Origin of the sequence: Streptomyces sp. NBC_00654 (assembly GCF_026341775.1) — a bacterium.
GTDB lineage: Bacteria > Actinomycetota > Actinomycetes > Streptomycetales > Streptomycetaceae > Streptomyces.
This window is the reverse complement of the sequence record NZ_JAPEOB010000001.1, coordinates 894,445-918,128: the sequence shown is the minus strand read 5'-3', so window position 1 is coordinate 918,128 and position 23,684 is coordinate 894,445. Positions and strand designations below refer to the sequence as shown.

General features: G+C 71.3%; 21 protein-coding genes. 14 read left to right on the top strand and 7 right to left on the bottom strand.

From position 1 onward, the window contains the following. Nucleotides 1–243: 243 nt before the first annotated feature. Nucleotides 244–891, bottom strand: a complete 648-nt coding sequence (locus OHA98_RS03960) for a histidine phosphatase family protein (RefSeq protein ID WP_266927699.1) — start codon at nucleotides 889–891, stop codon at nucleotides 244–246. A 119-nt stretch (nucleotides 892–1,010) separates the two neighbouring features. Continuing rightward, complete coding sequence (gene hemL, locus OHA98_RS03955) at nucleotides 1,011–2,318, bottom strand: glutamate-1-semialdehyde 2,1-aminomutase (RefSeq protein ID WP_266922703.1); 1,308 nt, start codon at nucleotides 2,316–2,318, stop codon at nucleotides 1,011–1,013. 283 nt (nucleotides 2,319–2,601) lie between these two features. On the opposite strand from hemL, the gene OHA98_RS03950 reads away from it, so the two are divergent. Continuing rightward, nucleotides 2,602–3,186 (top strand): hypothetical protein, encoded by a 585-nt coding sequence (locus OHA98_RS03950; protein ID WP_266922702.1) that lies wholly within the window; start codon nucleotides 2,602–2,604, stop codon nucleotides 3,184–3,186. Nucleotides 3,187–3,247: 61 nt separating this feature from the next. On the opposite strand, the gene OHA98_RS03945 is transcribed toward OHA98_RS03950, so the two are convergent. After that, nucleotides 3,248–4,330, bottom strand: a complete 1,083-nt coding sequence (locus OHA98_RS03945) for an acyl-CoA dehydrogenase family protein (RefSeq protein WP_266922701.1) — start codon at nucleotides 4,328–4,330, stop codon at nucleotides 3,248–3,250. Nucleotides 4,331–4,607: 277 nt separating this feature from the next. Here OHA98_RS03945 and OHA98_RS03940 point away from each other — a divergent pair, with 277 nt between their 5' ends. Beyond that, the gene (locus OHA98_RS03940; protein WP_266922700.1) at nucleotides 4,608–5,342 is read left to right on the top strand and encodes a Mut7-C RNAse domain-containing protein; all 735 of its coding nucleotides are present in this window, start codon (nucleotides 4,608–4,610) and stop codon (nucleotides 5,340–5,342) included. 112 nt (nucleotides 5,343–5,454) lie between these two features. Here OHA98_RS03940 and OHA98_RS03935 read toward each other — a convergent pair whose 3' ends face one another. Beyond that, nucleotides 5,455–5,700, bottom strand: coding sequence for a hypothetical protein (locus OHA98_RS03935; RefSeq protein ID WP_266922699.1), 246 nt, complete (start codon nucleotides 5,698–5,700; stop codon nucleotides 5,455–5,457). A gap of 99 nt (nucleotides 5,701–5,799) precedes the next feature. Between OHA98_RS03935 and OHA98_RS03930 the strand changes: the two genes are divergently transcribed. Both OHA98_RS03930 and OHA98_RS03925 read left to right on the top strand, forming a co-directional pair. After that, complete coding sequence (locus tag OHA98_RS03930) at nucleotides 5,800–6,135, top strand: YnfA family protein (protein ID WP_266922698.1); 336 nt, start codon at nucleotides 5,800–5,802, stop codon at nucleotides 6,133–6,135. Between the two features lie 106 nt (nucleotides 6,136–6,241). After that, nucleotides 6,242–7,000 carry an SDR family NAD(P)-dependent oxidoreductase gene (locus OHA98_RS03925; protein WP_266922697.1) on the top strand — a complete coding sequence of 253 codons (759 nt, stop codon included), beginning with the start codon at nucleotides 6,242–6,244 and terminating at the stop codon, nucleotides 6,998–7,000. Between the two features lie 73 nt (nucleotides 7,001–7,073). Here OHA98_RS03925 and OHA98_RS03920 read toward each other — a convergent pair whose 3' ends face one another. Next, on the bottom strand, nucleotides 7,074–8,267 hold the full coding sequence (locus tag OHA98_RS03920; protein ID WP_266922696.1) for an RtcB family protein: 1,194 nt from the start codon (nucleotides 8,265–8,267) through the stop codon (nucleotides 7,074–7,076). A gap of 172 nt (nucleotides 8,268–8,439) precedes the next feature. Here OHA98_RS03920 and OHA98_RS03915 point away from each other — a divergent pair, with 172 nt between their 5' ends. From OHA98_RS03915 to OHA98_RS03905, 3 genes are all read left to right on the top strand, one after another. Continuing rightward, nucleotides 8,440–9,252, top strand: coding sequence for a DUF3558 domain-containing protein (locus OHA98_RS03915; RefSeq protein WP_266922695.1), 813 nt, complete (start codon nucleotides 8,440–8,442; stop codon nucleotides 9,250–9,252). A 277-nt stretch (nucleotides 9,253–9,529) separates the two neighbouring features. Next, nucleotides 9,530–10,399: a DUF3558 domain-containing protein gene (locus OHA98_RS03910; RefSeq protein ID WP_266922694.1), complete on the top strand. Its 870-nt coding sequence runs from the start codon at nucleotides 9,530–9,532 to the stop codon at nucleotides 10,397–10,399. A gap of 250 nt (nucleotides 10,400–10,649) precedes the next feature. Next, nucleotides 10,650–12,155, top strand: coding sequence for a DUF2637 domain-containing protein (locus OHA98_RS03905; RefSeq protein WP_266922693.1), 1,506 nt, complete (start codon nucleotides 10,650–10,652; stop codon nucleotides 12,153–12,155). Nucleotides 12,156–12,333: 178 nt separating this feature from the next. On the opposite strand, the gene lysS is transcribed toward OHA98_RS03905, so the two are convergent. Then, nucleotides 12,334–14,103, bottom strand: coding sequence for a lysine--tRNA ligase (gene lysS / locus OHA98_RS03900; protein ID WP_266927698.1), 1,770 nt, complete (start codon nucleotides 14,101–14,103; stop codon nucleotides 12,334–12,336). A gap of 135 nt (nucleotides 14,104–14,238) precedes the next feature. Here lysS and argS point away from each other — a divergent pair, with 135 nt between their 5' ends. Then, entirely contained in the window at nucleotides 14,239–16,041 is a 1,803-nt protein-coding gene (gene argS, locus OHA98_RS03895; RefSeq protein ID WP_266927696.1) for an arginine--tRNA ligase, read from the top strand. 67 nt (nucleotides 16,042–16,108) lie between these two features. On the opposite strand, the gene OHA98_RS03890 is transcribed toward argS, so the two are convergent. Further along, the gene (locus OHA98_RS03890; protein WP_266922692.1) at nucleotides 16,109–17,575 is read right to left on the bottom strand and encodes a helix-turn-helix transcriptional regulator; all 1,467 of its coding nucleotides are present in this window, start codon (nucleotides 17,573–17,575) and stop codon (nucleotides 16,109–16,111) included. 341 nt (nucleotides 17,576–17,916) lie between these two features. On the opposite strand from OHA98_RS03890, the gene OHA98_RS03885 reads away from it, so the two are divergent. From OHA98_RS03885 to OHA98_RS03860, 6 genes are all read left to right on the top strand, one after another. Next, a complete protein-coding gene (locus OHA98_RS03885) occupies nucleotides 17,917–18,645 on the top strand; it encodes a DUF4232 domain-containing protein (protein WP_266922691.1) in 729 nt (242 codons plus the stop codon). A gap of 114 nt (nucleotides 18,646–18,759) precedes the next feature. Further along, entirely contained in the window at nucleotides 18,760–19,233 is a 474-nt protein-coding gene (locus OHA98_RS03880; protein ID WP_266922690.1) for a hypothetical protein, read from the top strand. Between the two features lie 24 nt (nucleotides 19,234–19,257). Next, nucleotides 19,258–20,055, top strand: a complete 798-nt coding sequence (locus OHA98_RS03875; RefSeq protein ID WP_266922689.1) for a HEAT repeat domain-containing protein — start codon at nucleotides 19,258–19,260, stop codon at nucleotides 20,053–20,055. A gap of 102 nt (nucleotides 20,056–20,157) precedes the next feature. Beyond that, nucleotides 20,158–20,982, top strand: coding sequence for a DUF4253 domain-containing protein (locus tag OHA98_RS03870; RefSeq protein WP_266922688.1), 825 nt, complete (start codon nucleotides 20,158–20,160; stop codon nucleotides 20,980–20,982). A 133-nt stretch (nucleotides 20,983–21,115) separates the two neighbouring features. Beyond that, entirely contained in the window at nucleotides 21,116–21,547 is a 432-nt protein-coding gene (locus OHA98_RS03865) for a HEAT repeat domain-containing protein (RefSeq protein ID WP_266922687.1), read from the top strand. 132 nt (nucleotides 21,548–21,679) lie between these two features. Beyond that, entirely contained in the window at nucleotides 21,680–23,638 is a 1,959-nt protein-coding gene (locus tag OHA98_RS03860; RefSeq protein ID WP_266922686.1) for a transglycosylase domain-containing protein, read from the top strand. The last annotated feature ends 46 nt before the right edge of the window (nucleotides 23,639–23,684 follow it).

The following is a 23,684-nucleotide window of genomic DNA, read 5'->3' as shown; positions in this document are numbered from 1 at the left end:
ACCGAATCTGCACACCGAGCAGACCCGCCGGGCAGATCCGCCGGGCAGATCCGCCGGGCAGTTCCGGCCCGTACGGCGATCGAGAACGGCCCGGCCCCGGGGCAACAGGGGCACAGGCGGCACAGGGGCACGCGTACGCGCCCGGACATGCCGAAGGCCCGTCCGGCGGCTGAGGACAGCGCGCCACCGGACGGGCCCGGACGGAGAACGCCTCCTACGCCCCGAACGGGCGGAGGCCCGCCCCTACGCCCCGAAGGCCTTCGACTTCCCCTTCACCGGCTTCGCGCCCGCGAGGAGATGCGCCGGGACCAGGTCCCGCGCCGGCTCGGAGTACCCGACCGACACGATCTTGTCGCCCCGGTAGGTGAAGCTGGTCAGTGAGGCCAGCGTGCACTGGCGCTTGCGCGGGTCGTGCCACAGCCGCCGCCGCTCCACGAAGGACCGCACGATCCAGATGGGCAGCTGGTGGCTGACGCAGACCGCCTCGTGCCCCCGGGCCGCGTCGCGCGCCGCGTCGAGCGCGCCCATCATCCGTACGACCTGCTCGATGTACGGCTCGCCCCAGGACGGCCGGAACGGGTTGGTCAGGTGCTTCCAGTTGTCCGGCTTGCGCAGCGCCCCGTCCCCGACTCCGAAGGTCTTGCCCTCGAAGACATTGGCGGCCTCGATGAGACGTTCGTCCGTCGCCAGGTCCAGGCCGTGCGCCTTGGCGACCGGGGCCGCCGTCTCCTGGGCCCGCTCCAGCGGGGAGGCGACGACATGGGTGATGTCGCGCTTCTCCAGGTGCTCGGCGACCCGGTCGGCCATCTGGCGGCCGAGCTCGGAGAGGTGGTAGCCGGGGCGCCGCCCGTACAGGACGCCCTCCGGGTTGTGCACCTCTCCGTGGCGCATGAGGTGCACGACGGTGATGTCGCCCGCGCGCCCGGCGTTCGCGCGCCCGGTGTTCGCGCTGCCCGCGCTCCCGCTGCTTCCGTTCTCGCTGCTTCCGTTCTCGCTGCTTCCGTTCTCGCTCATGCGGTGGCCTCCGATGCGGCACGGGCCGCTGCGGGCAGGGCGGCGGCGATCCGCTCGACGGCCTGCGTGTCGTGGGCGGTGGAGACGAACCAGGACTCGAAGGCGGACGGTGGCAGATAGACACCCTGGGCCAGCATCGAGTGGAAGAAGGCGGTGAAGCGGAACGCTTCCTGCTTCTTCGCGTCCTCGTAGTCGCGGACGGGCTCGTCGGTGAAGAACACGGAGAACATGTTGCTCGCCGCGGACACCGTGTGGGCGACGCCCTCCTTGGTGAACGCCTCGCTCACCAGCCCCCGCAGCTCGGCGGAGACCGCGTCGACCTTCGCGTACGCCGCGTCGTCGAGCAGGCGCAGCTGGGCGAGACCGGCGGCGGTGGCGATCGGGTTCCCCGACAGGGTGCCCGCCTGGTAGACGGGACCGGCCGGAGCGAGGTGCGCCATCACGTCGGCGCGCCCGCCGAAGGCCGCGGCGGGGAAGCCGCCGCCCATGACCTTGCCGAACGTCATCAGGTCGGGCCGGACGCCGTCGATGCCGTACCAGCCCGCCCTGGAGGTGCGGAATCCGGTCATGACCTCGTCGGAGATGTAGAGGGCACCGTTGGCGGCGCAGATCTCCTTGAGCCCGGCGTTGAAACCGTCCAGCGGCGGGACGACGCCCATGTTGCCGGGCGACGCCTCGGTGATCACACAGGCGATCTCGCCGGGCTGCGCGGCGAACGCGGCCCGCACGGCGTCCAGGTCGTTGTACGGGAGCACGATCGTGTCGCCGGCCTGGGCACCCGTGACACCGGGGGTGTCGGGCAGCCCGAAGGTCGCGACCCCGGACCCGGCGGCGGCGAGCAGCGCGTCGACATGTCCGTGGTAGCACCCGGCGAACTTCACGACCTTGGCCCGGCCGGTGAAACCGCGGGCCAGCCGGATCGCCGACATGGTCGCCTCGGTGCCGGACGAGACGAGACGCACCTGCTCGACGGGCTCGATACGGGAGACGATCTCCTCGGCCAGCGCGACCTCGCCCTCACCGGGCGTACCGAACGAGGTTCCCCGGCCGACCGCGTCCTGGACCGCGGCGATGACCTCGGGGTGCGAGTGGCCGAGGATCATCGGCCCCCACGAGCACACGAGGTCGACATACTCGCGGCCGTCCGCGTCGGTGAGATACGGACCGCTGCCGGACACCATGAACCGGGGCGTACCGCCCACGGCCCGGAAGGCACGTACGGGAGAGTTCACGCCGCCGGGCGTCACGACGGACGCACGGTCGAACAGCGACTGCGAAACTGGGGCTTCGTATGAATACGCCACTTTGGTCCTGATCTGCGATTCGGGTGTCGGAGGGCCGGGCCGGAAATCTCGGCCACCGGTGAGCAGGGAGCGCGCTCTCCTCGTATCACGAAAGGGCGTCGGCCCTCTCACGTCTGCGAAACTGGGGCGTCATGGGGAAAGCTCACACATGCCATGGTGTCAGAGGCACGGACGGTCTTGCGGACAGGTGTTTCACCGCACGCGCGCGGGGGAGGTCACTGACACGATGATCGGGTTGCGCGGCGGGGCTGTGTCTCCTAAGAAGTAGTCGGGTGGATGAGATATGCATCGCGGTGGCGGAGTGGGCGAAGGGACCGACGACCTGGGGCCCGAGCCTGCCCGACGAGGGCGGCACCGGCGTGAGGCTGAGCGCGTACAGGGCAGGCAGGCGGGGAACGTCTCGGGACCCGGGAGCAGGAGCAGTGGCCGGGTGGGGGTGACCTACAAGTATTTCGGTGCCCCCGACGGGGCCACCGCCGCACGCGTGCCCATTTCGATGCGCCCGGAGGAGCTGGGCGGCGACGAACTGGGCATGGGCGGCATGTTCACCAAGATCAAGCCGGAGACGGTGGCGGCCATGGTCCTCACCGGCATCCAGGGCATACCCCTGTACAAGGTCCCCCCGCTCGAACTGGTCGTCCTGCACCCCGACTACGCGGTGGTCAAGCTCCCCATGACGGTCGTCGACCCGCTGCGCGGCGTCGGTGAGGAGTCGGTCGGCGCGGCGGCCTTCATCTGGTCCACGGTCCCCGACCGCGGCGGCCCGCGCGACGCGTTCAACGTCTACCAGCTGCTCCACGAGTGGCAGGACTTCTCCCACCGGCTGCACGACGCGGGACACCAGCCGTACTGCCTGGTGTGGCCCTGAGCCGCGGTTCCACAGGTTCCCGTGCGGGCCGTCGGGCAGCCGGAGACGGCCGGAGCGGCGGTCAGAGGCTCTTGAGCGTGCGCCGGGCCACGGCCTCCCGCAGCTGCGACGTCTGCGCCTGGATCAGATGGAACTGGGCCTCCCGGGCGAGCCGGCCCGCCGTGTCGCCGAACTGGACGGCCCGGCCCCCCGTCGCCGCCACACAGGCCGTCGCCGCCCGCACCCCCAGGTCCAGGACGGCCGCGCGGTTCTCGATCCGGGCCTCCACCTCCTCCTCGGGGGCGTGCTCGTCGCGCAGGGCGTACGACTCGGCGCGCAGCCGGGCGGCCTCCTCGGCCAGGCGGTGGGCCAGCGTCCCGTACGCCGCGCCCGCGCGGGGCGCGGCTCCCAGGAGCAGGTCGACGGCCGCACGGATGTGGCCGAGGACGGCGGGGTGGCAGTTCGCGTTCTCCAGGTCGTAGTCCCGGGACCAGTCGGCCCTGGGTCCGATGGAGATGACGTCCTCCGGCGGTACGAGGAGATCCCGTAGCTCCACCGCCGCCGTATGTGTGCCCCGCATCGCCCAGAGCTCCCGCGACGGAACCCGGACGAGTCCGCTGCCGGGCGCGCAGTCGGCCCGTACGAACAGGGCCCGGTCGTCCGGGGTGACGGCCCCGATGATCGCCATGTCCGCCAGGCCCCAGCCGGTCATCCACGGCACGCGTCCCCGCAGCCGCCACCCGCCGTCGACCTGTTCGGCGGTCACCGGCGGGCGTGGATGCCGCAGATAGGCGAAGCCCGCGGTGGCCAGCTTCCCGCCCGTGAGGAGCGCGGGGAGCCACCGGGCCGCCGGCGCCGTATCGCCGCTCCTGACCAGGGCTTTCACCAGGGCGTAGTGCTGGACGAACACGAACCAGGTGGAAGGGTCGACGGCGGACAGGATCTCGTGGACCTCACGGGTCACCCGGCCCCTGGACACACCGCTGCCGGGTGCGGGTTCGTAGCTGACGAGACCGTGGGCACCGCATCGGGCCAGGGCGTCCAGGTGCGAGCGGGGAACCCCCTCCTCGGCGGTCCGCTCCGCGACGGGCCGGAGCACGTCGACCGCCACCCGGGTGACCGCCAGGACCAGTGGTTCGGCCGCCAGATCCGGCGGGGTGGCCAATACGGTTCCTTCGCCCGGCGCCCCACGCATGCGGCAATCCCCTCGTTCCGGTCCGGTCGCTGGTTGTGCGGTGGATCCACTCTCCTCTGGTCCATGCACCCGCATTCGGCCAAAATCAGCCATTCATTGGCCGAAGAAAACTCTCCAGCCCGGCCCCGGAGGTACGGCGGCCGCCCCGGAGCGCACACAACCGTCCGCCTCCCCCGACCGTCCACGCGCCCCACCGTCCCGCGGCAAACCCCTGGATGCCCGCGTCCTCCAGTGGCATCCTGGCGACGTGAACGGACCCGAGATCACCCTCGAAGTAGCCCCTGAGCTACGGCTCTTCGTCGCACACGAGCGCCGTGGGGGGCGCACCGCCGTCACCACGGACGGCGTCTCGACGCTCGGCCATGTCGTCGAGTCCCTCGGCGTCCCGCTCACCGAGGCCGGACAACTGCTCGTCGGCGGAAGCCCCGTGGACCCTTCGCACATCCCGGGGGCGGGCGAACACGTGGAGGTGCGCGCCGTGCAGCGCCCCCAGCAGATCCCGGGCGCCCCCCTCCGCTTCCTGCTCGATGTCCATCTGGGCACGCTCGCACGGCGGTTGCGGCTCCTGGGCGTCGACACGGCGTACGAGAGCGAGGACATCGGCGACCCGGCGCTGGCCACCCTGTCCGCGCGGGAGCGGCGGGTCCTCCTCTCCCGGGACCGCGGACTGCTGCGGCGGCGGGAGATCTGGGCCGGGGCCTACATCTACAGCGACCGGCCCCAGGACCAGCTCCGCGACGTGCTCGGCCGGTTCGCCCCGGTCCTCGCGCCGTGGACCCGGTGCACCGCGTGCAACGGGATGCTGACCGAGGCCGACAAGGAGTCCGTCAGCGCGCGGCTGGAGCACGGCACCCAGCAGGCGTACGACGTGTTCGCCCAGTGCACGGAGTGCGCACGCGTCTACTGGCGGGGCGCCCACCACGGGCACCTGGAGACGATCGTCGCGGACGCGGTGCGCGAATTCGGCGACGCGGCGGCGTAACGGCTGCGGGACGGCGGCGTAACGGCTGCGGGACGGCGGCGTAACGGCGGCGGGACGGCCTTGAAGAGCGCCGCGTCCGGCACCCCGGGGCACGCGCCCCCGGCAAGGCTTCTCAGAAGACGTACGCGTCCCCGGTGGACGGGGCCAGCACCTCGTGCACGTTGTTCCGCGGATTCCCGTCCCCCGCGCCCGCGCCCGCGCCCGTACCCGGGGCCGGGGCCTGGGCTTGGGCTTGGGCCTGGGCAGCCGGTGCGGCGGCGGCCGTGCCGCCCGTCCCCGCCCCCGGCATCACGGTGTTCGCCACCGGCGCCGCGACCGCGGCGGACAGCATCAGCAGAGCTCTACGCGTCACTACCATGCCCGGAACATACCGATAGCACCGAACTACCCCTATTTAATGACCGGCACGACGCGCCCTCACCAACCCGCACAGCGCAGCTCATGAAACGCTGCCCGCATGCTCGTCGCCCGCTCGGTCGCCCTCTTCGCCGTCGCCGCCCTCTTCGAGATCGGCGGCGCCTGGCTCGTCTGGCAGGGAGTGCGGGAGCACCGGGGATGGATCTGGATCGGCGCCGGCGTCATCGCGCTGGGCGCGTACGGATTCGTCGCCACCCTCCAGCCGGACGGCGAGTTCGGCCGCATCCTCGCCGCGTACGGCGGGGTCTTCGTCGCGGGTTCGATCGCCTGGGGCATGGTCGCCGACGGCTACCGCCCCGACCGCTGGGACGTCATCGGCGCACTGGTCTGCCTGGCGGGCACGGCGCTGATCATGTACGCCCCGCGCGCCCGCTGAACCCACCGCCACCGAGCCCCCGAGGCTGCCGCTCGGCCGCCGGAACCCCGCGCGGGCGGCCTGCCTATCCTTGGCCCGTACCGATCAGCTGTCCGAGGAGATCGCCATGGCCGCCACCCCCATCGCCGTCATCACCGGCGCGAGCAGCGGCATCGGCGCCGCGACCGCCCGGCAGCTGGCCGCCGCCGGCTACCGCGTCGTGCTGACCGCCCGCCGCCAGGGCCGCATCGAAGCGCTCGCCGCCGAGATCACCGAGGCCGGGCACCAGGCGACCGCCTACGCGCTGGACGTCACCGACCGCGCGGCCGTGGACGAGTTCGCCACGGCGTTCCGCGGTCTGGCCGTCCTCGTCAACAACGCGGGCGGAGCGCTCGGCGCCGACCCCGTCGCGTCCGGCGACCCGGCGGACTGGCGCCAGATGTACGAGACGAACGTCATCGGCACCCTCAATGTCACCCAGGCCCTGCTGCCCGCCCTCACCGCGAGCGGCGACGGCACGATCGTGATCCTCTCCTCGACCGCGGGCCTGTCCACGTACGAGGGGGGCGGCGGCTACGTGGCGGCCAAGCACGGCGAGCACGTCCTCGCCGAGACCCTCCGCCTGGAGATCGTCGGCACCCCGGTCCGGGTCATCGAGGTCGCCCCCGGCATGGTCAGGACCGAGGAGTTCGCCACCACCCGCTTCCGCGGCGACACCGAGAAGGCGGCCAAGGTGTACGCGGGTGTCGACGCCCCGCTCACCGCCGACGACGTGGCCGACACGATCACCTGGGCGGTCACCCGCCCCAGCCACGTCAACATCGACCTCCTGGTGGTCCGCCCCCGCGCCCAGGCCTCCAACTCCAAGGTCCACCGGACACCCTGAGTGCCGGACCCCGTCCGGGTGAACGCCTCGCACCGCCACGCCCCCGGACGGGGCAGCGGCGGGCGGAGCGCGCTCACCCCTTGACGCAGACGACCTGCTTCAGCTTCGCGACGACCGCGACGAGGTCGCGCTGCTGATCGATGACCTGCTCGATCGGCTTGTACGCGGCCGGGATCTCGTCCACGACGCCGGAGTCCTTCCGGCACTCCACACCCCGCGTCTGCTCCTCCAGGTCCTGCGTGGAGAAGCGCCGCTTCGCCGCGTTGCGGCTCATCCGCCGACCCGCGCCGTGCGAGGCCGAGTTGAACGACCGCTCGTTCCCCAGGCCCTTCACGATGTACGAACCGGTGCCCATCGAACCGGGGATGATCCCGTACTCGCCCGAGCCCGCGCGGATCGCTCCCTTGCGGGTGACGAGCAGGTCCATTCCGTCGTACCGCTCCTCGGCGACGTAGTTGTGGTGGCAGCTGATCTCCGGCTCGAAGGTGACCTTCGCCTTCTTGAACTCCCTGCGCACGACGTCCTGGAAGAGCTTCATCATGATCGCGCGGTTGTACTTCGCGTACTCCTGCGCCCAGAAGAGATCGTTGCGGTACGCCGCCATCTGCGGGGTGTCCGCGATGAAGACGGCCAGGTCACGGTCGACGAGATCCTGATTGTGCGGAAGCCGCTGCGCCTGGCCGACGTGGAAGTCGGCCAGCTCCTTGCCGATGTTCCGGGACCCGGAGTGCAGCATCAGCCAGACCGAACCCGACTCGTCGAGGCAGAATTCAATGAAGTGGTTGCCCGATCCGAGCGTCCCCATCTGCTTCGTGGCGCGTTCCTGACGGAATTTGACCGCATCGGCGACCCCGTTGAACCGCCCCCAGAAGTCGTCCCACCCCGACGTCGCGAACCCGTGCAGCTTCCCCGGGTCCACGATGTCGTCGTGCATCCCCCGGCCCACCGGAATGGCCTGCTCGATCTTCGAGCGCAGCCGGGACAGATCGCCCGGCAGGTCGTTGGCGGTCAGGGACGTCTTCACCGCGGACATGCCGCAGCCGATGTCCACGCCCACCGCGGCGGGGCAGACCGCGCCGTGCATCGCGATGACCGAACCGACGGTCGCGCCCTTGCCGAAGTGGACGTCCGGCATGACGGCGAGGCCCTTGATCCAGGGCAGCGTGGCCACGTTCTGCAGCTGCCGCATCGCGACGTCCTCGACCGACGCCGGGTCGGCCCACATGCGGATGGGAACCTTCGCTCCCGGTACCTCTACGTACGACATAACTCCTCGATTCCCCCGAAAAGACTGAAAGCGCAAAACCGGTGCCAAGATCGGCAAATGAGTCGGCCGACCGGCATTCACAGCGGCGCGTGCGATACACATTGTGTCCATCGGCCGCCTTCGCGCGGCAACCCGTTTTCCGTACCGAAGGGAGCCTGGGACCGTGCGACACATGGCGTACGTACCCGGCGTCGCGCTCCTCGCAGCGCTCGCCGTCGGCTGCAGCGCCGATGCGGGCGCCGACGCCTCCGATGCCGACAGCAAGCCCGGCAGCCCGACGGTCACGGCCGCGCCACCCGGCAAGCACCGGACGCTGCCCGCGCCTTGCCGTGCCGTGCCGGTCAACACGCTCAAGGACCTGCTGCCCGGCACCGCCGAACTCTCCGCGGACCAGCAGGAGAAGGTCTTCGAGGGCACGGCGTCCGTGACGTACGACACCGATCGCAAGGTCGGCTGCACCTGGAAGTCCGAGACGCCGGACGCGTCCCGGAACCTGGCCATCGACTTCGAGCGCGTGGTGTCGTACGACCCCGCGGTGAGCGACGACGACCGGGCCCGCGACGTGTACGCGAGGAAGGAGACCGCGGCCGGCCTGTCGCCCTCCGCCACCCCCCGCGAGGATGGCGGGAAGACCGCGGGAACGCCCACGAAAGCGGCCTCCCCCACCGGCGCGACCGCCACCGCGCCCCCCACCGGTCCCACCGGTCCCGGCGCCACCCCGGAGACCGGCAGCGGCGGCGACGACCTCCGGCCACGTGTCCTCGACGGCCTCGGGGACGCCGCATTTCTGGACGATCGCCCCACCCGGGAAGGTACTACCGCACACTCCCGCACCGTCAGCGTGGTATTCCGCACATCGAATGTCATCGTGACCGTCGAGTACAGCGAACAGCCGGCCCTCGTCACCGAGGCGCCCGACAGCGGGGAACTCCAGGAGAAGGCCCAGGCACTGGCCCGGAAGCTGGCCGAGAGGCTCAGCGAATAGCCCCCGGCACGACCGCCGCCGGAAGGGCGGATTCCGGTCCGGCGGAGTCCATGACCGAGGCGGCACCGGAGCGCCGTCCGTCGTACCGTGGCTCTCCGGCACCACCCCGGCCGGCCCCGCCCGCCGGTCCGACCGTCCGACCGCCCGGGCCCGCGCCCGTCCCCGATCCGTCCGTCTCCGTCCGACCCTCCGAACCGCCCGACCGGCCCGACCGGCCCGCTCCGCCCGACCGCACACCGCACGACCGAGACCTTCGTGCCATCCGAGTGAAGGAACCATGCACCGATCAGCCCCGCGACTGTCCCGCATACTCGCCTGCGCCGCCGTTCCGGTGATGCTCGTCGCCGCAGGCTGCTCGTCGGACTCCGACGACAAGAAGGGCTCGGGTTCCTCCTCGTCCGCCTCCCCGAGCACGAAGAAGACGGAGGCGGCCGTCGAACCGGCGAAGTTCGACCAGCTGCCCGACCCGTGCACCTCAATCGCCAAGAAGACGATCCGCGACCTGGTGCCCTCGGCCAAGAAGAAGGGCGGCACGGCGGGCGGGTCCAACGACCTCACGGCCCGCGGCAGCTGCTCCTGGAACGGCCTGGACGACAAGGGCGTCAAGGGCTCGCAGTACCGCTGGCTCGACGTCGCCTTCATCCGCTTCGACTCGGACCAGTCCCTGGGCAGCGGCGCGAAGCGCGCCGGGGACGAGTACACCAAGCAGATCACCAAGGCCAAGGCGACCGAGGGTGCCGAGAAGGTCGTGGCAGCCCCCGTCACCGGCATCGGCGAGCTGGCCACGGCGGTCACGTACGACCTGACCAAGACGAAGGAAGACTTCGAGTACGCGACGGTCGTGGCGCGTTCGGGCAATGTCGTCGTCACCCTCACCTACAACGGTGCGGGCTACGCGGGCGCCAAGACCCCCTCCGCCTCGGACATCCGGAAGGGTGCCGAGAAGGCGGCGAAGGAGGCCGTCGCCGCCATCGCCAAGGCCAACGGCATCGGCGTGCCCCCCGCCACCGGCACGTCCTCGGCGAAGCCCACCGAGGACACGTCCGACGACAAGCCCGACAGCCCCAAGTCGGGCGGCAAGACCAGTGACACGTCCAACCCCAAGACGAGCGCCAAGCCTGCCGCGAAGACCACCCGCAAGTCCTGAACCGGGCCCGGTCCGGCCTGACGTGAGCTGATCCGACGGCCCGGCAGGCAGCACGCCGGAAGCCCGAACCGCCCTGCCCAGAGGCGGTTTTCCGAAGTCCGGCCCGAAGCCCGGCCCCCCGTCGGGGACCGGGCTTCGCCCCTCCCCGCGCAACGCGACCCGCACACATGTGCCAGGCTGTGCCCGCGCCGGACGTCGAAATGCCGGCGCGGGCACGACGCAGGGACAGGTAACGGGGAGGGGATCGCGGGTGGCCGCGATGCAGCTGACACGCACGCACCGGATACTCATCGGGGTCGTCGTCGCCGGCGCGGTGCTCATTGCCGCGATCGGATTCGCGGGCTCCTACGCCGCCGTGCGTGAACTCGCGGAACAGAAGGGCTTCGGAGACTTCTCCCTGGTCTTCCCCATCGGCATCGACGCGGGCATCTGTGTCCTGCTCGCGCTGGACCTGCTGCTGACGTGGATGCGCATCCCGTTCCCGCTGCTGCGCCAGACGGCCTGGCTGCTGACGGCCGCGACGATCGCGTTCAACGGCGCGGCCGCCTGGCCCGACCCGCTCGGCACCGGGATGCACGCCGTCATCCCGGTCCTGTTCGTCGTCTCCGTCGAGGCCGCCCGTCACGCGGTGGGCCGGATCGCGGACATCACGGCCGACAAGCACATGGAGGGCGTGCGCCTCACCCGCTGGCTGCTCTCCCCCGTACCCACGTTCAAGCTGTGGCGCCGGATGAAACTGTGGGAGCTGCGCAGCTACGAGCAGGTCATCAAGCTGGAACAGGACCGGCTGATCTACCAGGCCCGGCTCCAGGCCCGCTTCGGCCGCAACTGGCGCCGCAAGGCCCCCATCGAATCCATGATGCCGCTGCGCCTGGCCAAGTACGGCGTCCCGCTCGCCGAGACCGCCCCCGCCGGGCTCGCCGCCGCGGGCATCGAACCCGCCCTGCTGCCGCCGGTCGGAGCCTCGCAGCCGAAGGCCGAGCTGCCCTACGCACCGCAGCAGGAGCACGAACAGGGCTACGACCAGGGGTACGACGAGGAGTACGACAAGGGCCCGGAACAGCAGGGCTACGGGCAGGAGCCGTACGGCGTCCAGCACCCGCAACAGCAGCAGCACCCCCAGCAACACCCGCAGCACCAGCAGCAGCCGCAACAACAACACCTCCCGCAGCAGGGTCCCGGCTCCCACGACAGCCCCTGGTTCGCCGCCCCGCAGGTCCCGGACAACGCGCACGAGAGCGCGTACAACCCGACGTACGTCGAGGGCCTGGAGCCCACGCCGGTCAAGATCCCGTCGGGCCCCGGCCGGACCCGGCCGCTCGGCAACGTGGGCACGATCGGCGCGGTCCCCCACCCCCGCGGCACGGAAGCGCAGCAGCACCAGCCGCACCCCCCGTACCAGCAGCCCGGACTTCCGGCGCTGCGGGAGCGGGAGCAGGAGCGGCAGCCGGAGCAGGAGCGGCCGGAGGAAGGGCCGCAGGAGCCCGACGCGGACCGGACCGGCACGGCCGAGCCCGCGATTCCGCCGTCCGCCGAGCTGGCCGCGGCCGAGGCCGAGTTCACCGGCATCGCGTACGAGGTCTACGCCGCGTACACCCACCAGAACCAGAACTACCCGAGCCTGGAGATTCTGGACATCCACCTCAGTGACGGGCACAACGTGCGCCATCCGGACAGCGCGGCGCTGCTCCGCCGTCTGATGCCGGAGTTCAAGAAGCGGTTCGACAGCGAGATGGAAGCGGACCACATCGCGTAGCGGGACCCCGGCGCACAGTCGGACCGCACGCACGCACGGACCGACCGCACGGACCGCACTCGCGCACGGACACGACGAAGGGCCGTCACCCCGGAGGAATCCCGGAGTGACGGCCCTTCGTCGTCCTACGACCGTCCTCGGCGCGGAAGGACGCGAACGCCCACGCGCGCCCGGCGGCCTACGCGCCCAGCAGCCTGCGCACCCGGTCCGCTCCGACGGCCAGGAGCAGCGTGGGCAGCCGCGGCCCGGTGTCCCGGCTGACCAGCAGCTGGTACAGCAGGGCGAAGAACGACCGCTGGGCCACCTTCAGCTCGGGCGTCGGCTTGGCGTCCGGCTCCAGCCCGGCCATCATCTTCGGCACCCCGTAGACGAGCGTCGTCAGCCCGTCCAGCGACCAGTGCGAGTCCAGGCCCTCCAGGAGCAGCCGCAGCGACTCGCGCCCCTGCTCGTCCAGCGAGCCGAGCAGCTCCTTGTCCGGCTCGTCGCGCACGATCGTGCGGGCCTCGGCCGGGACCTGGGTGGTGATCCAGTTCTCGGCGCGGTCCAGGCGCGGGCGGGCCTCGTCCAGGGAGGTCAGCGGGTTCTCCGGGTCCAGCTCGCTGAGGATGCGCAGCGTCTGGTCCTCGGCACCGGCGGTGATGTCGGCGACCGAGGCGAGGGTCCGGTACGGCAGGGGGCGCGGGGTGCTCGGCAGCTCACCGGCGGCTGTGCCGATCGCGCGGGCGTACGCGGCGGCGTCGGCGGGCAGCACCGAGCCGTCGGCCACCTTGCGGCCCAGCGAGTCCCACTCGTCGTAGAGCCGCTGGATCTCCTGGTCGAAGGCGATCTTGAAGGACTGGTTGGGCCTGCGGCGGGCGTACAGCCAGCGCAGCAGCGGCGCCTCCATGATCTTCAGGGCGTCGGCCGGGGTCGGCACACCGCCCTTGCTGGAGGACATCTTCGCCATGCCGGAGATGCCGACGAAGGCGTACATCGGCCCGATCGGCTGGACACCGTCGAAGACCTCGCGCACGATCTGGCCGCCGACGACGAACGACGAGCCGGGCGAGGAGTGGTCCACACCACTGGGCTCGAAGATCACGCCCTCGTACGCCCAGCGCATCGGCCAGTCGACCTTCCAGACCAGCTTGCCGCGGTTGAACTCGTTGAGGCGGACCGTCTCGGCGAAGCCGCACGCCGAGCAGGTGTAGTTCAGCTCGGTGCTGTCGTCGTCGTACGAGGTGACGACGGTGAGGTCCTTCTCGCAGTTGCCGCAGTAGGGCTTGTACGGGAAGTAGCCGGCCGTGTTGCCGCTGCCGTCGTCCTCGTCGGCGGCGCCGGAGCCCTCGGCGGCCTCCAGCTCGGCCTCGTCGACCTTCTTCTGCTGCTGGGGCTTCTTGCCGCCCTTGCCGGTCGGACCGGCGGCGGGGTCCTTCTTCGTCCGGTAGCGGTCCAGGACGGCGTCGATGTCGGCACGGTGCTTCATCGCGTGCAGGATCTGCTCGCGGTACGTACCGGCGGTGTACTGCTCCGTCTGGCTGATTCCGTCGTACTCGACGCCCAGCTCGTCCAGCGCGTCCGTCATCGCGGCCTTGAAGTGCTCGGCCCAGTTGGCGTACGCCGATCCGGCCGGGGCGGGCACCGAGGTCAGCGGCTTGCCGATGTGCTCGGCCCAGGACTCGTCGACGCCGGGGACCCCGCCCGGAACCTTGCGGTAGCGGTCGTAGTCGTCCCAGGAGATCAGGTGCCGGACGGTGTACCCGCGGCGGCGGATCTCGTCCGCGACCAGGTGCGGGGTCATGACCTCGCGGAGGTTGCCGAGGTGGATCGGGCCGGACGGGGAGAGGCCGGAGGCGACGACGACCGGTTTGCCAGGCGCACGACGCTCCGATTCGGCGATGACATCGTCCGCGAAGCGGGAGACCCAGTCGGTCTCGGTGCTGCTCTGACTCTCGGCCACGGTCTGCACGTCCTTCTCTCGGATAGGTCCCATCGGGGGGCACCGCCCATTCTCCCAGGTACCACCCACAGCGCGAAAACGGCTTTGCGCCGCGTGGGATACTTGAGCGATCCCCTGTACCCCTACGGAAACGGCAGCCAGCTCATGGCCTCGGTCACTTCCCTCGCTTCCACGCTCCAGCAGCAGCTGGCGGACGCCCTGACGGCAGCTCTGCCGGAGGCCGGCACCGCGGACCCGCTGCTGCGCCGAAGCGACCGGGCCGACTTCCAGGCCAACGGCATCCTCGCCCTCGCCAAGAAGCTCAAGGGCAACCCGCGCGAGCTGGCGTCCCAGGTCACCGCCGCCCTCCCGGAGAGCGGTCTGATCAAGGACATCGAGGTCTCCGGCCCCGGCTTCCTGAACGTGACGCTCACCGACCGGGCGATCGTCGAGACGCTCGCCGCGCGGGCCGCGGACGCCGAGGGCCGCCTCGGGGTGCCGTTCAGCCCGACGGCCGGTACGACCGTCATCGACTATGCCCAGCCGAACGTGGCCAAGGAGATGCACGTCGGTCACCTGCGGTCGGCGGTCATCGGCGACGCGATGGTCCAGATCCTGGAGTTCACCGGCGAGAGCGTGGTCCGGCGCCACCACATCGGCGACTGGGGCACCCAGTTCGGCATGCTCATCCAGTATCTGATCGAGCACCCGGACGAGCTGAGCCACGAGGCGGGCGAAGGCCACGAGGGCGGCACCGGTACCGACGGCAGTGCGGGCGAAGCCGCGATGTCCTCCCTCAACCGGCTCTACAAGGCCTCGCGGGCGCTCTTCGACTCCGACGAGGAGTTCAAGGCACGCTCCCGGGACCGGGTCGTCGCGCTCCAGGCGGGCGAGCCGGAGACACTGGCGATGTGGCAGCGGTTCGTCGACGAGTCGAAGATCTACTTCTACTCCGTCTTCAACAAGCTGGACATGGAGATCCGCGACCCCGACATCGTCGGTGAGTCCGGCTACAACGACATGCTGGAGGAGACCTGCCGGATCCTGGAGGAGACGGGCGTCGCCGTCCGCTCCGAGGGTGCCCTGTGCGTGTTCTTCGACGATGTGAAGGGCCCGGACGGCAACAAGGTCCCGCTCATCGTCAAGAAGACGAACGGCGGCTACGGCTACGCGGCCACCGACCTCTCCGCGATCCGCGACCGGGTGCGGAACCTCAAGGCGAGCACCCTGCTGTACGTCGTGGACGCCCGGCAGTCCCTGCACTTCAAGATGGTCTTCGAGACGGCCCGCCGGGCAGGCTGGCTGAACGAGGACGTCACGGCGCACCAGCTGGCGTTCGGCACGGTGCTCGGCAAGGACGGCAAGCCGTTCAAGACCCGTGAGGGCGTCACGGTCCGGCTGGAGGACCTGCTCGACGAGGCCGTCGCGCGGGCGACCTCGGTGGTCCGGGAGAAGGCCGGGAAGGTGGGCCTCTCCGAGGAGGAGATCGTCGAGAACGGCCGGTACGTCGGTGTCGGCGCCGTGAAGTACGCGGACCTGTCCACGTCCGCCGTGCGGGACTACAAGTTCGACCTGGACCAGATGGTGTCGCTGCACGGCGACACGTCGGTGTACCTCCAGTACGCGTACGCGCGTATCCGGTCGATCCTGCGCAAGGCCGGGGACGCGAAGCCGGCCGCGCACCCGGAGCTGGAGCTGGCCCCGGCCGAGCGTGCGCTGGGCCTGCATCTGGACCAGTTCGGCGAGGTGCTGGCCGAGGTCGCCGCCGGGTACGAGCCGCACAAGCTGGCCGCGTATCTGTACCAGCTGGCGTCGCACCTCACGACGTTCTACGACCAGTGCCAGGTGCTCAGCGAGGACAACGCGCCGGAGGTCGTCGAGAACCGGCTCTTCCTCGTCGAGCTGACCGCCCGCACCCTGCACCAGGGCATGAAGCTCCTCGGCATCCGGACGCCCGAGCGCCTCTGAGCACCGGCGGATCCGTTACGCGGGTGGCGCGGCACGCGGGACGTGCCGCGCCACTCGCGTTCCGGCGTCAGTACTCGTGCTTCACCCACTGGGCCTTGTCGTGCCAGTAGCGGTACTCGGGCCGGGTCCTGATGCCGCTCGTACGGAACGGCTTGCCCCGGTCGTCGATGCGCAGCGTCCCGCTCCGGCCCCCACTGCTCCACTCCAGTTCCAGGTACCAGGTCACGTCGTGCCCCTCCACGTGCGCGTCGATGTTGAACACCTCCACGTCGGTGGAGCTGACCCGGTACGGGAAGTCCGTCGCGGGCACGACGGTGTCACCCTGCTGCCCGGCGACCGGCTTGGAGCGGGGCCGGCCGTCGTCGAGGTCGACGTCGAAGCTCTGCGGTGTGATGCCGCTCCCGCAGCCCTCACCCATCGAGTACGCGGACCAGGGCAGCGGTGCGTCGCGCGCCAGCACCCGTACGTGCAGCCCCTGGAGGACGACCGCTTCCTTCGAGGTTCCCTGAAGGGTGAGTTCGAGCCTCATGCCGCCGCCGTCGACCCCGCCGAGCGCCTTCGCCCAGCTCCGGGTGTCCTGTGGTGGGGGCGGCGGCGGTACGTCGTCGGGCTGCTGGTCGAGGAGGTAGTACTGCCCGCAGGGCGCGTCGTAGTTGTACGAACTGATGGTGGCGGTCACGGGTACGCCGCTGCCCACCGGCGCGCCGGGCCGGGCGGAACGGCGCACCGTAGCCGACGGTGTGGCCGACGGGCTGCCCTGGTCCGCTGTGCCCGAGGGCTTCGGTGTACCGGTCTTCGCGGACGCGCTCGTATCGGGTCGGGGTGTCGGGGTGACGGCGTCGGCGGAGGAGCGGACCTTGTCGGCGGCGTCGGTACGGCCGTCGTCGGACGGCTTGCCCGAGAGGGCGCTCGCCACCAGCGCACCGGAGACGGCGAGCGCGACGACGGCGGTCGCGGCGAGCAGGACGCGCAGCCGCCGCGAGGCGAACCGCCCGGCGCGGCGCGGTGCGGCCGGGTCCGCGGGTCCACCGGCGAGCAGGTCGACGGGTACGGCGGCGGTGTGCCCGGCGGCGGATACGGCGGCCGGTACGCCGACGGGTTCATCGGCGGGTGCGTCGGTCGGTACGTCGGCGGGTACGTCGGACTGCGCCACGGAGTCCGACAGTAACGGCGGCTCCGGCACGGCCACCGGCTCGACCGCGCGCGCCGGCCGTTCCCTCTCCACCGCACGCGCCGGAGGCTCCGGCGCGGACTTCGCCCCGGCCTCCGGCTTCGCCGCGCCCCGCCGCCGCGCCGCCTCGGCCACGATCCAGCGCCGGTGCAGCTCCACCAGTTCGTCGCCCGTGGCCCCGCAGAGCCGTGCGAGCCGCTCCACCGGGGCGTACTCGTTCGGCACGGCGTCCCCGTTGCAGTACCGGTGGAGCGTGGACGTACTGACATGAAGTCTTCCGGCGAGAACCCCGTAGCTGCGCCCCGAACGGTCCTTCAGTTCCTTCAGCAGAGCCGCGAACTCCACAGCCTCCGGCGTCGCCATTTCGGCGTTCCCCCTCCTGGTCCGTCCCGGAACACCGTTCCAGGGACGTGGAATCTGCCCAGGTCACCGTACGCGCAGGCGTTCCAGCATTCCCAATGGGCTGAGCGGCGTTGCGGCCGGAATGCTTCGCCCCGCAATCTGTGGACACACCGCAGAGCAGCCCAGCACTCACCGGGAAGCAGCCGTGTCCTTCCGTTCCCGCATCGAGCCCATCGATGTCCTGGCGATCTGTGTGGTGATCGCGGCCACGACGGTCGTGACCCTCCTGATCCGCCATCACTGACCCGCCGGGTCAGCCTGCACGTCACTTCGCACCGCACTACTCCACGGGGAGAAACACCATGCGCAGCAACCGCATCCGCACCACCGCCCTCGCCGCGACCGCCCTCCTGGCGGCCCTCTCGCTCACCGCCTGCAACGGCGAGGACAGCGCGGCCGGGTCCACCGCCTCCACGCCTTCCGCGGCCTCCGCCGGTGCCGGCGCCGACCAGCAGGCCCCCGCGAAGGACGACAGCAAGGACGGTGGCGAAGAGACCGGCACGGGGACCAGCACCAACTCCGGCTCCGGCTCCGGCTCCGGCAACAGCGCTCCCGACGCCGGGGCCCCGGACACCAAGACCCCGACCAGCAACTCCCGGTCGACCGACACCTCCTGCAACGCCTCGAACACCAAGCTCACGCTCACCCCGGTGAGCCGCCCCGTCAACCACATGCTGCTCACGGTCACCAACACCGGCAGCAAGAACTGCGACGCGTACTACTACCCGGCCCTCCGCTTCGGCGAGGCCCAGTCCGTCCCGCCGGCCTTCGAGGACAGCAAGCCGCAGGCCGTGGTCACCATCGCCCCGGGCGAGTCCGCGTACGCCGGCGTCCTGACGTCCTCCGCCGACGGCAGCGGCACCGGCGGCTACTCCACCAAGGACCTGTCCGTCAGCTTCGCGGGGAAGGGCGGCATCTCCGACGGCACCGGCGCCCCGGCGGTCGTCCCGCTGAGCAAGAGCGTGTACGTGGACAGCACCCTGCAGGTCACCTACTGGCAGCGCGAGATGGCCGACGCCCTCGACTGGTAACCCCCGACCGCCGGAACACCGACTCGCCCTCCCCGAAGAGCAACGGCTCGTACCATCGGGGAGGGGCCGAGGACCGGAACCGGGACCGGCACAGGGGAAAGGGCGCGGTGGGTCATGCGCAGGACGGCCGAAAAACACACCCGGCTCCCCTGGCCGTCCCGTGCGAGGACGCTGGGCGCGCTCATCGGCCCGCTCCTCCTGGCCGCCTTCCTGCCGCTCCTCATGGTTCTGTGGGCCGGTGACGGCGCCCGGAAGCTGGTGACCGGCGAGTCCGCCACCGTCCGGAGCGTCACGCGGTGCGTGGAGGGCGGCGGACAACTGCCCGCCCCCCACTGCTACGGGAGGTGGGCGTTCGCGGACGGCCGCACGGAGTCCGGGAGGATCACCGGCGGAAGAGTGGCCGAGGGCGACACGATCTTCGCGGGCGACGGCTGGGCGTACGAGTCCACCTCATCGCTCCACACGAAGGTCTGGCTCACGGTCGCCCTCTTCTGCGCCGGATCCGCTGCCCTGGGCGCCAGTTGGGTGAGCTACCGCAGGACCCGGGACGAGGGAGCCCCAGTCGGGGCGGTCGCGGACAGGGCTTGAGGGCGCTCGCGTAGCATCGGCCGCATGGCGATGTTCGTGCACCTGACACCTGCGGCGAACGCGGCTCGCATCCGCCGCTCCGGGATACGGGCCATCAGCCACGGCCGCGCCGGATCACGGGGCCTCTACTGCTTCCCGGTCCTCCCCTCGTACACCCTCACCCACCAGTGGCTGCGCGAACTGTCGCGGCGCAGCGGGCCCGGCGGTCTCGTCGCCGTCCACATCCGCCTGCCGGACGACGAACCCGTCACCCTGGGCCACTACGGCCGCGCCCCCGCGACCACCACCGCCGTCGAGGCGGTCCGCCGCACGGCCGCCCTGGAGGACCCGCGCGGCTGGGAGGTCTTCGTCCCCCGTACGGTCACCAAACGCGAGGTGCACCGGCTGCGTCCGGTCAAGCAGGTCACCGGCTGGCGCTACTTCCCCGGCTCGAACGGCAAGGCCCCCTGCACCTGCTTCGGCTGCCGGGTGCGCGGCGAGTACGGCTCCCAACGCCTGCGACAGCGCCGCCCGCACCCCCTGGACGGCCCGGCCCCCGCCCCCGCGGTGCTCCTCCGCCGGATCGCCGCGGCGGGCGACCCCGGCGATCCGGCGCAACTCGTGCCGACGCTCTACTGGTTCCACATGCGCCGGCGCGGCCCGCTGGACCAACTGGCCCACCTGGCCGACCACCCGCACCCCGATGTCCGGGTGGCCCTGGTCGACGCGGTCGCCGGCTGGTCGACCCCGGGCGTCGCGGACCTTCTCCACCGCCTGTCGGACGACCCGCACGCGAACGTCCGCGAGGCCGTCGCGTTCGCCGCGCGCGCCGAGAAGGCCTGAACAGGCCCCGGACTCCCGCCGGCTGCGGGTCTTCCCGCGTGCCCGGGGCCCGCGCGGAAGGCCCCCCGGTCGCTGTCAGTGGTGCCGCTTAGAGTCACGTTCATGGCATCGCTTCCGAACCCCCTGCCGTCCCTGGCGTCCTCCGGCCTGGACCTCCCGCCCGGCTCCCTGGTGGACGACACCATGGACGGCACCTGGCACGAACCGCTCCTCTGGTACGCGAACGGCCCGGCTGCCCACGGCACATGGGCCGCGATGCGGGCCGCCGGGAAGCCGCTGGGGCTGCTCCCGGTGCTGATCGACGGCGGGCGGCGGGAGCAGTGGCCCGAGGAGTGGGACCTCGACCCGGACGGGACGTCGTACCCCGGTGACCACGACGCCGAGGAGGTCCTCAACGACTACCGGTCGTACAACGCCGAAGACACCGAGGACACCGAAGACGCAGAGAACACCGAGGACAGCGAGGACAGCCCCGAGCACCTGGACCTGGTTCCCCGGCCGGAGGTCGCCGGGCCGGACGAACCGGACGCGCTGGCCAAGGAGATCGCGGCCCAGATCATCGACGCGGGCGACGACGGGCCGTCCGGGCCGCGCATCGCCCTGGTCCCCGCCCGCCGCAGCGCCGACATACCGGCGGCCATCGGCTGGACCGGTCCGATGAACCACGAGAACGACGTGGCCAGGCTCTGCGCGGTGCTCCGCTCCTGGGAGGACCGGTTCGACATCCGGGTCGTGGAGCTGGGGTTCGACACCCTGGTCGTCTCCGTCGCACGGCCGCCCACGACCCCGGCGGAGGCACGGGCACTGGCCGAGGAGCACTACGCGTTCTGCCCGGACAATCTCGACCAGGGCCAGTCGAACGACCTGGACGTCTACGCGGAGAAGGCGCTGCTCAACAAGGAGGCGTGGTCCTTCTGGTGGGACTGACCCGTCGGCGCCCGGGGGTGGTGCCGGTACCACCCCCGGCTCCCCCTCACCGCCGGCACCGCCTCCGCCGCGGTGCCCGGCGGCCCGTCGCACCCCCACCCGACGTCGTACGCACCGGAAGGCGCCCCGTGCCATGACCCGACCGGACACCACTGACCCGGCCCGGCGCCTCATCGCCGAGTACCGCGCCCTGCCGGCCGACAGCGACAGGAAGCGCGAGATCATCGCCGCGCTGGACGGCGACGCGTCCGCGCAGCCCTTCCTCGTCTCGGTGGTCGCCGACGCGGGCGAGTACGACCTCGCCCGCATCGAGTGCGCCACGGTCCTGCGCCTGTGGCCCCCGGCCGATCCCGGGCTGCGGCACCGTGCGGGCAGGGCCCTGCTGGCGGCGCTGCTCGACCCCGAGGAGGACCTGGTGCGCCAGTACGCGGCCATGGCACTGGGCCCCTACGCCGCCCACGACCCCGGGATCACCGAGGCGCTGGCCGCCGCCGCGCGGTCGGACGAGGACCCCCTCGTACAGGCCTGCGCGAGGTCCGCCCTGAAGGAGGCGGGCAGCGCCTGAGCCGAGGGGCCTTCCCGTGCGCGTTCACGACTTGTGCAGGAAATCGCGCCGAGACAACCTGATCGCTATCCGGAACATCTCCTCCCACAAGCCCGCGCCACCGGTGCGGGACAGTGAACGAGGAGCTGGAGCATGGCCCGACGCCGCATCCGCCCGAACCGCCTTCACAGGCTCCGTGTCGACTACCCCCGTCGAGGGAGAACCAACTGGCGCCGCTGGGTTCCTTCGTGGCGGCAGGTGGTGGGCGGGTTCCTGCTCGGAGTCGGCGCGCTGGCCGGGCTGTTCATCGGCGTGTACGCGTCCGTCGACATCCCGGACGAGAACGCCGAGGCGAACAGACAGGGCTCCGTCTACTACTGGGCGGACGGCAGCCAGTTGGTGAGCGTGGGCGAGGTCAACCGGCAGAACGTCACGCTCTCCGACATACCCGACTCGGTGGAGCGGGCGGTCATCGCCGCCGAGAACGAGACCTTCTACGACGACCCGGGGGTATCGGCGACGGGGATCGCCCGCGCGGTCGTCAGCATGGTCAAGGGCGGTGAGACCCAGGGTGGTTCCACCATCACCCAGCAGTACGTGAAGAACACCTACCTCAGCCAGGAGCAGTCGGCCTCCCGGAAGTTCCAGGAGTTCTTCATCTCGCTGAAGCTGAACAACAAGAAGAGCAAGGAGGAGATCCTCCAGGGGTATCTGAACACCTCCTGGTTCGGCCGCGGCGCCAACGGCATCCAGGCGGCGGCGCAGGCGTACTACGGGATCCCCGCGAAGGACCTCAACCCCAGCCAGGCGGCGCTGCTCGCCGCTCTGCTCAAGGGGGCGGAGGAGTACGACCCCGCCGGCGGCAAGGGCAACCACGAACGCGCCGTGGACCGCTGGGAGTGGATCCTCGACCGCCAGGTGGAGGTCGGCATGATGACGAAGGCCGAGCGCGTGCACTACCGGACGTTCCCCGAACCGCGGACGGCCGCCAAGCCGACCAGCCTCGGCGGCCAGACCGGCTACCTCGTCGACATCGCCAACAAGCACATCAAGCAGCGCTCCGGCCTCACCGACAAGGACCTCGCCCGCGGCGGCTACAAGGTGCACACCACCTTCGAGAAGGACAGGGTGCAGCAACTGGAGCGCGCCGTGCGGAGCGTACGCGAGCGCGACCTCGACCCCCAGAAACGCCCCGAGGACAAGTACGTCGAGGTCGGCGCGGCATCCGTGCGGCCCGACGGGGCCGTGGCAGCGGTGTACGGCGGAGCCGACGCGGTCACCCGCTTCGCCAACAACGCCGACACCGCGGGCGTCCCCGTCGGCTCGGCCTTCAAGCCCTTCGTGCTGGCCGCGGCCCTTCAGCACGGCGACGGCATCACCCTGGAGAGCGGCTACGACAGTCACGGCCGGCTGATCAAGGGCAGCACGGGCGTGATACCCCTCACCCCGCCGGGTGCCGTTCCCCTCCCGGTGAGCGTCGCGGCGCCGACGACCCTGAGCCAGGCGCTGGTCATGTCGGCCAACGCCACCTTCGTCCAGCTCGGCAAGCACATCGGGCTCAAGAAGGTGAAAAAGCTGGCGATCGCCGCCGGGCTGCGCGAACAGAGCCTGGCGCGCCTGGACAGATCCTTCCCCCTCGGCACGTCCACCCCGAGCGCGGTCAGGATGGCGGGCGCGTACACCGCCTTCAGCAATGAGGGCATGCGGGCCGATCCCTACTCGGTGACCAGGATGACCCGGGACGGCGAGACGATCGAGGGCTTCGAGAAGCCCAGGCCGACGCGCGCGATGGACGCCTCGGTGGCGAACAATGTGAACAATGTCCTGGGTACGGTGGCCTGGGCGAAGCTGGCGCGCGACAAACGGCTCGACCCGTTCACGAGTTCCAAGACTCTCGACAGCCTCTCGGCGGGCGCGACCAGCGAGGACGACCGGATGAGGTCGGCCTGGTTCATCGGCCACACGGAGGAGCTGACCACGGCCGTCACGGCGTTCCGCAACAAGCCCGGAACCCCTCAACTGCTGGGAATGCAGGGCATGGGCGGAGACGAGACGGATCGCGGCAACACCTTCCCGCTCCGGATCTGGACCTCCTACGTCACCGGAAAGTAGGCCTCACCGGCCGGCCCCGGCCGCTCCCCGTACGCCTCGTACGACG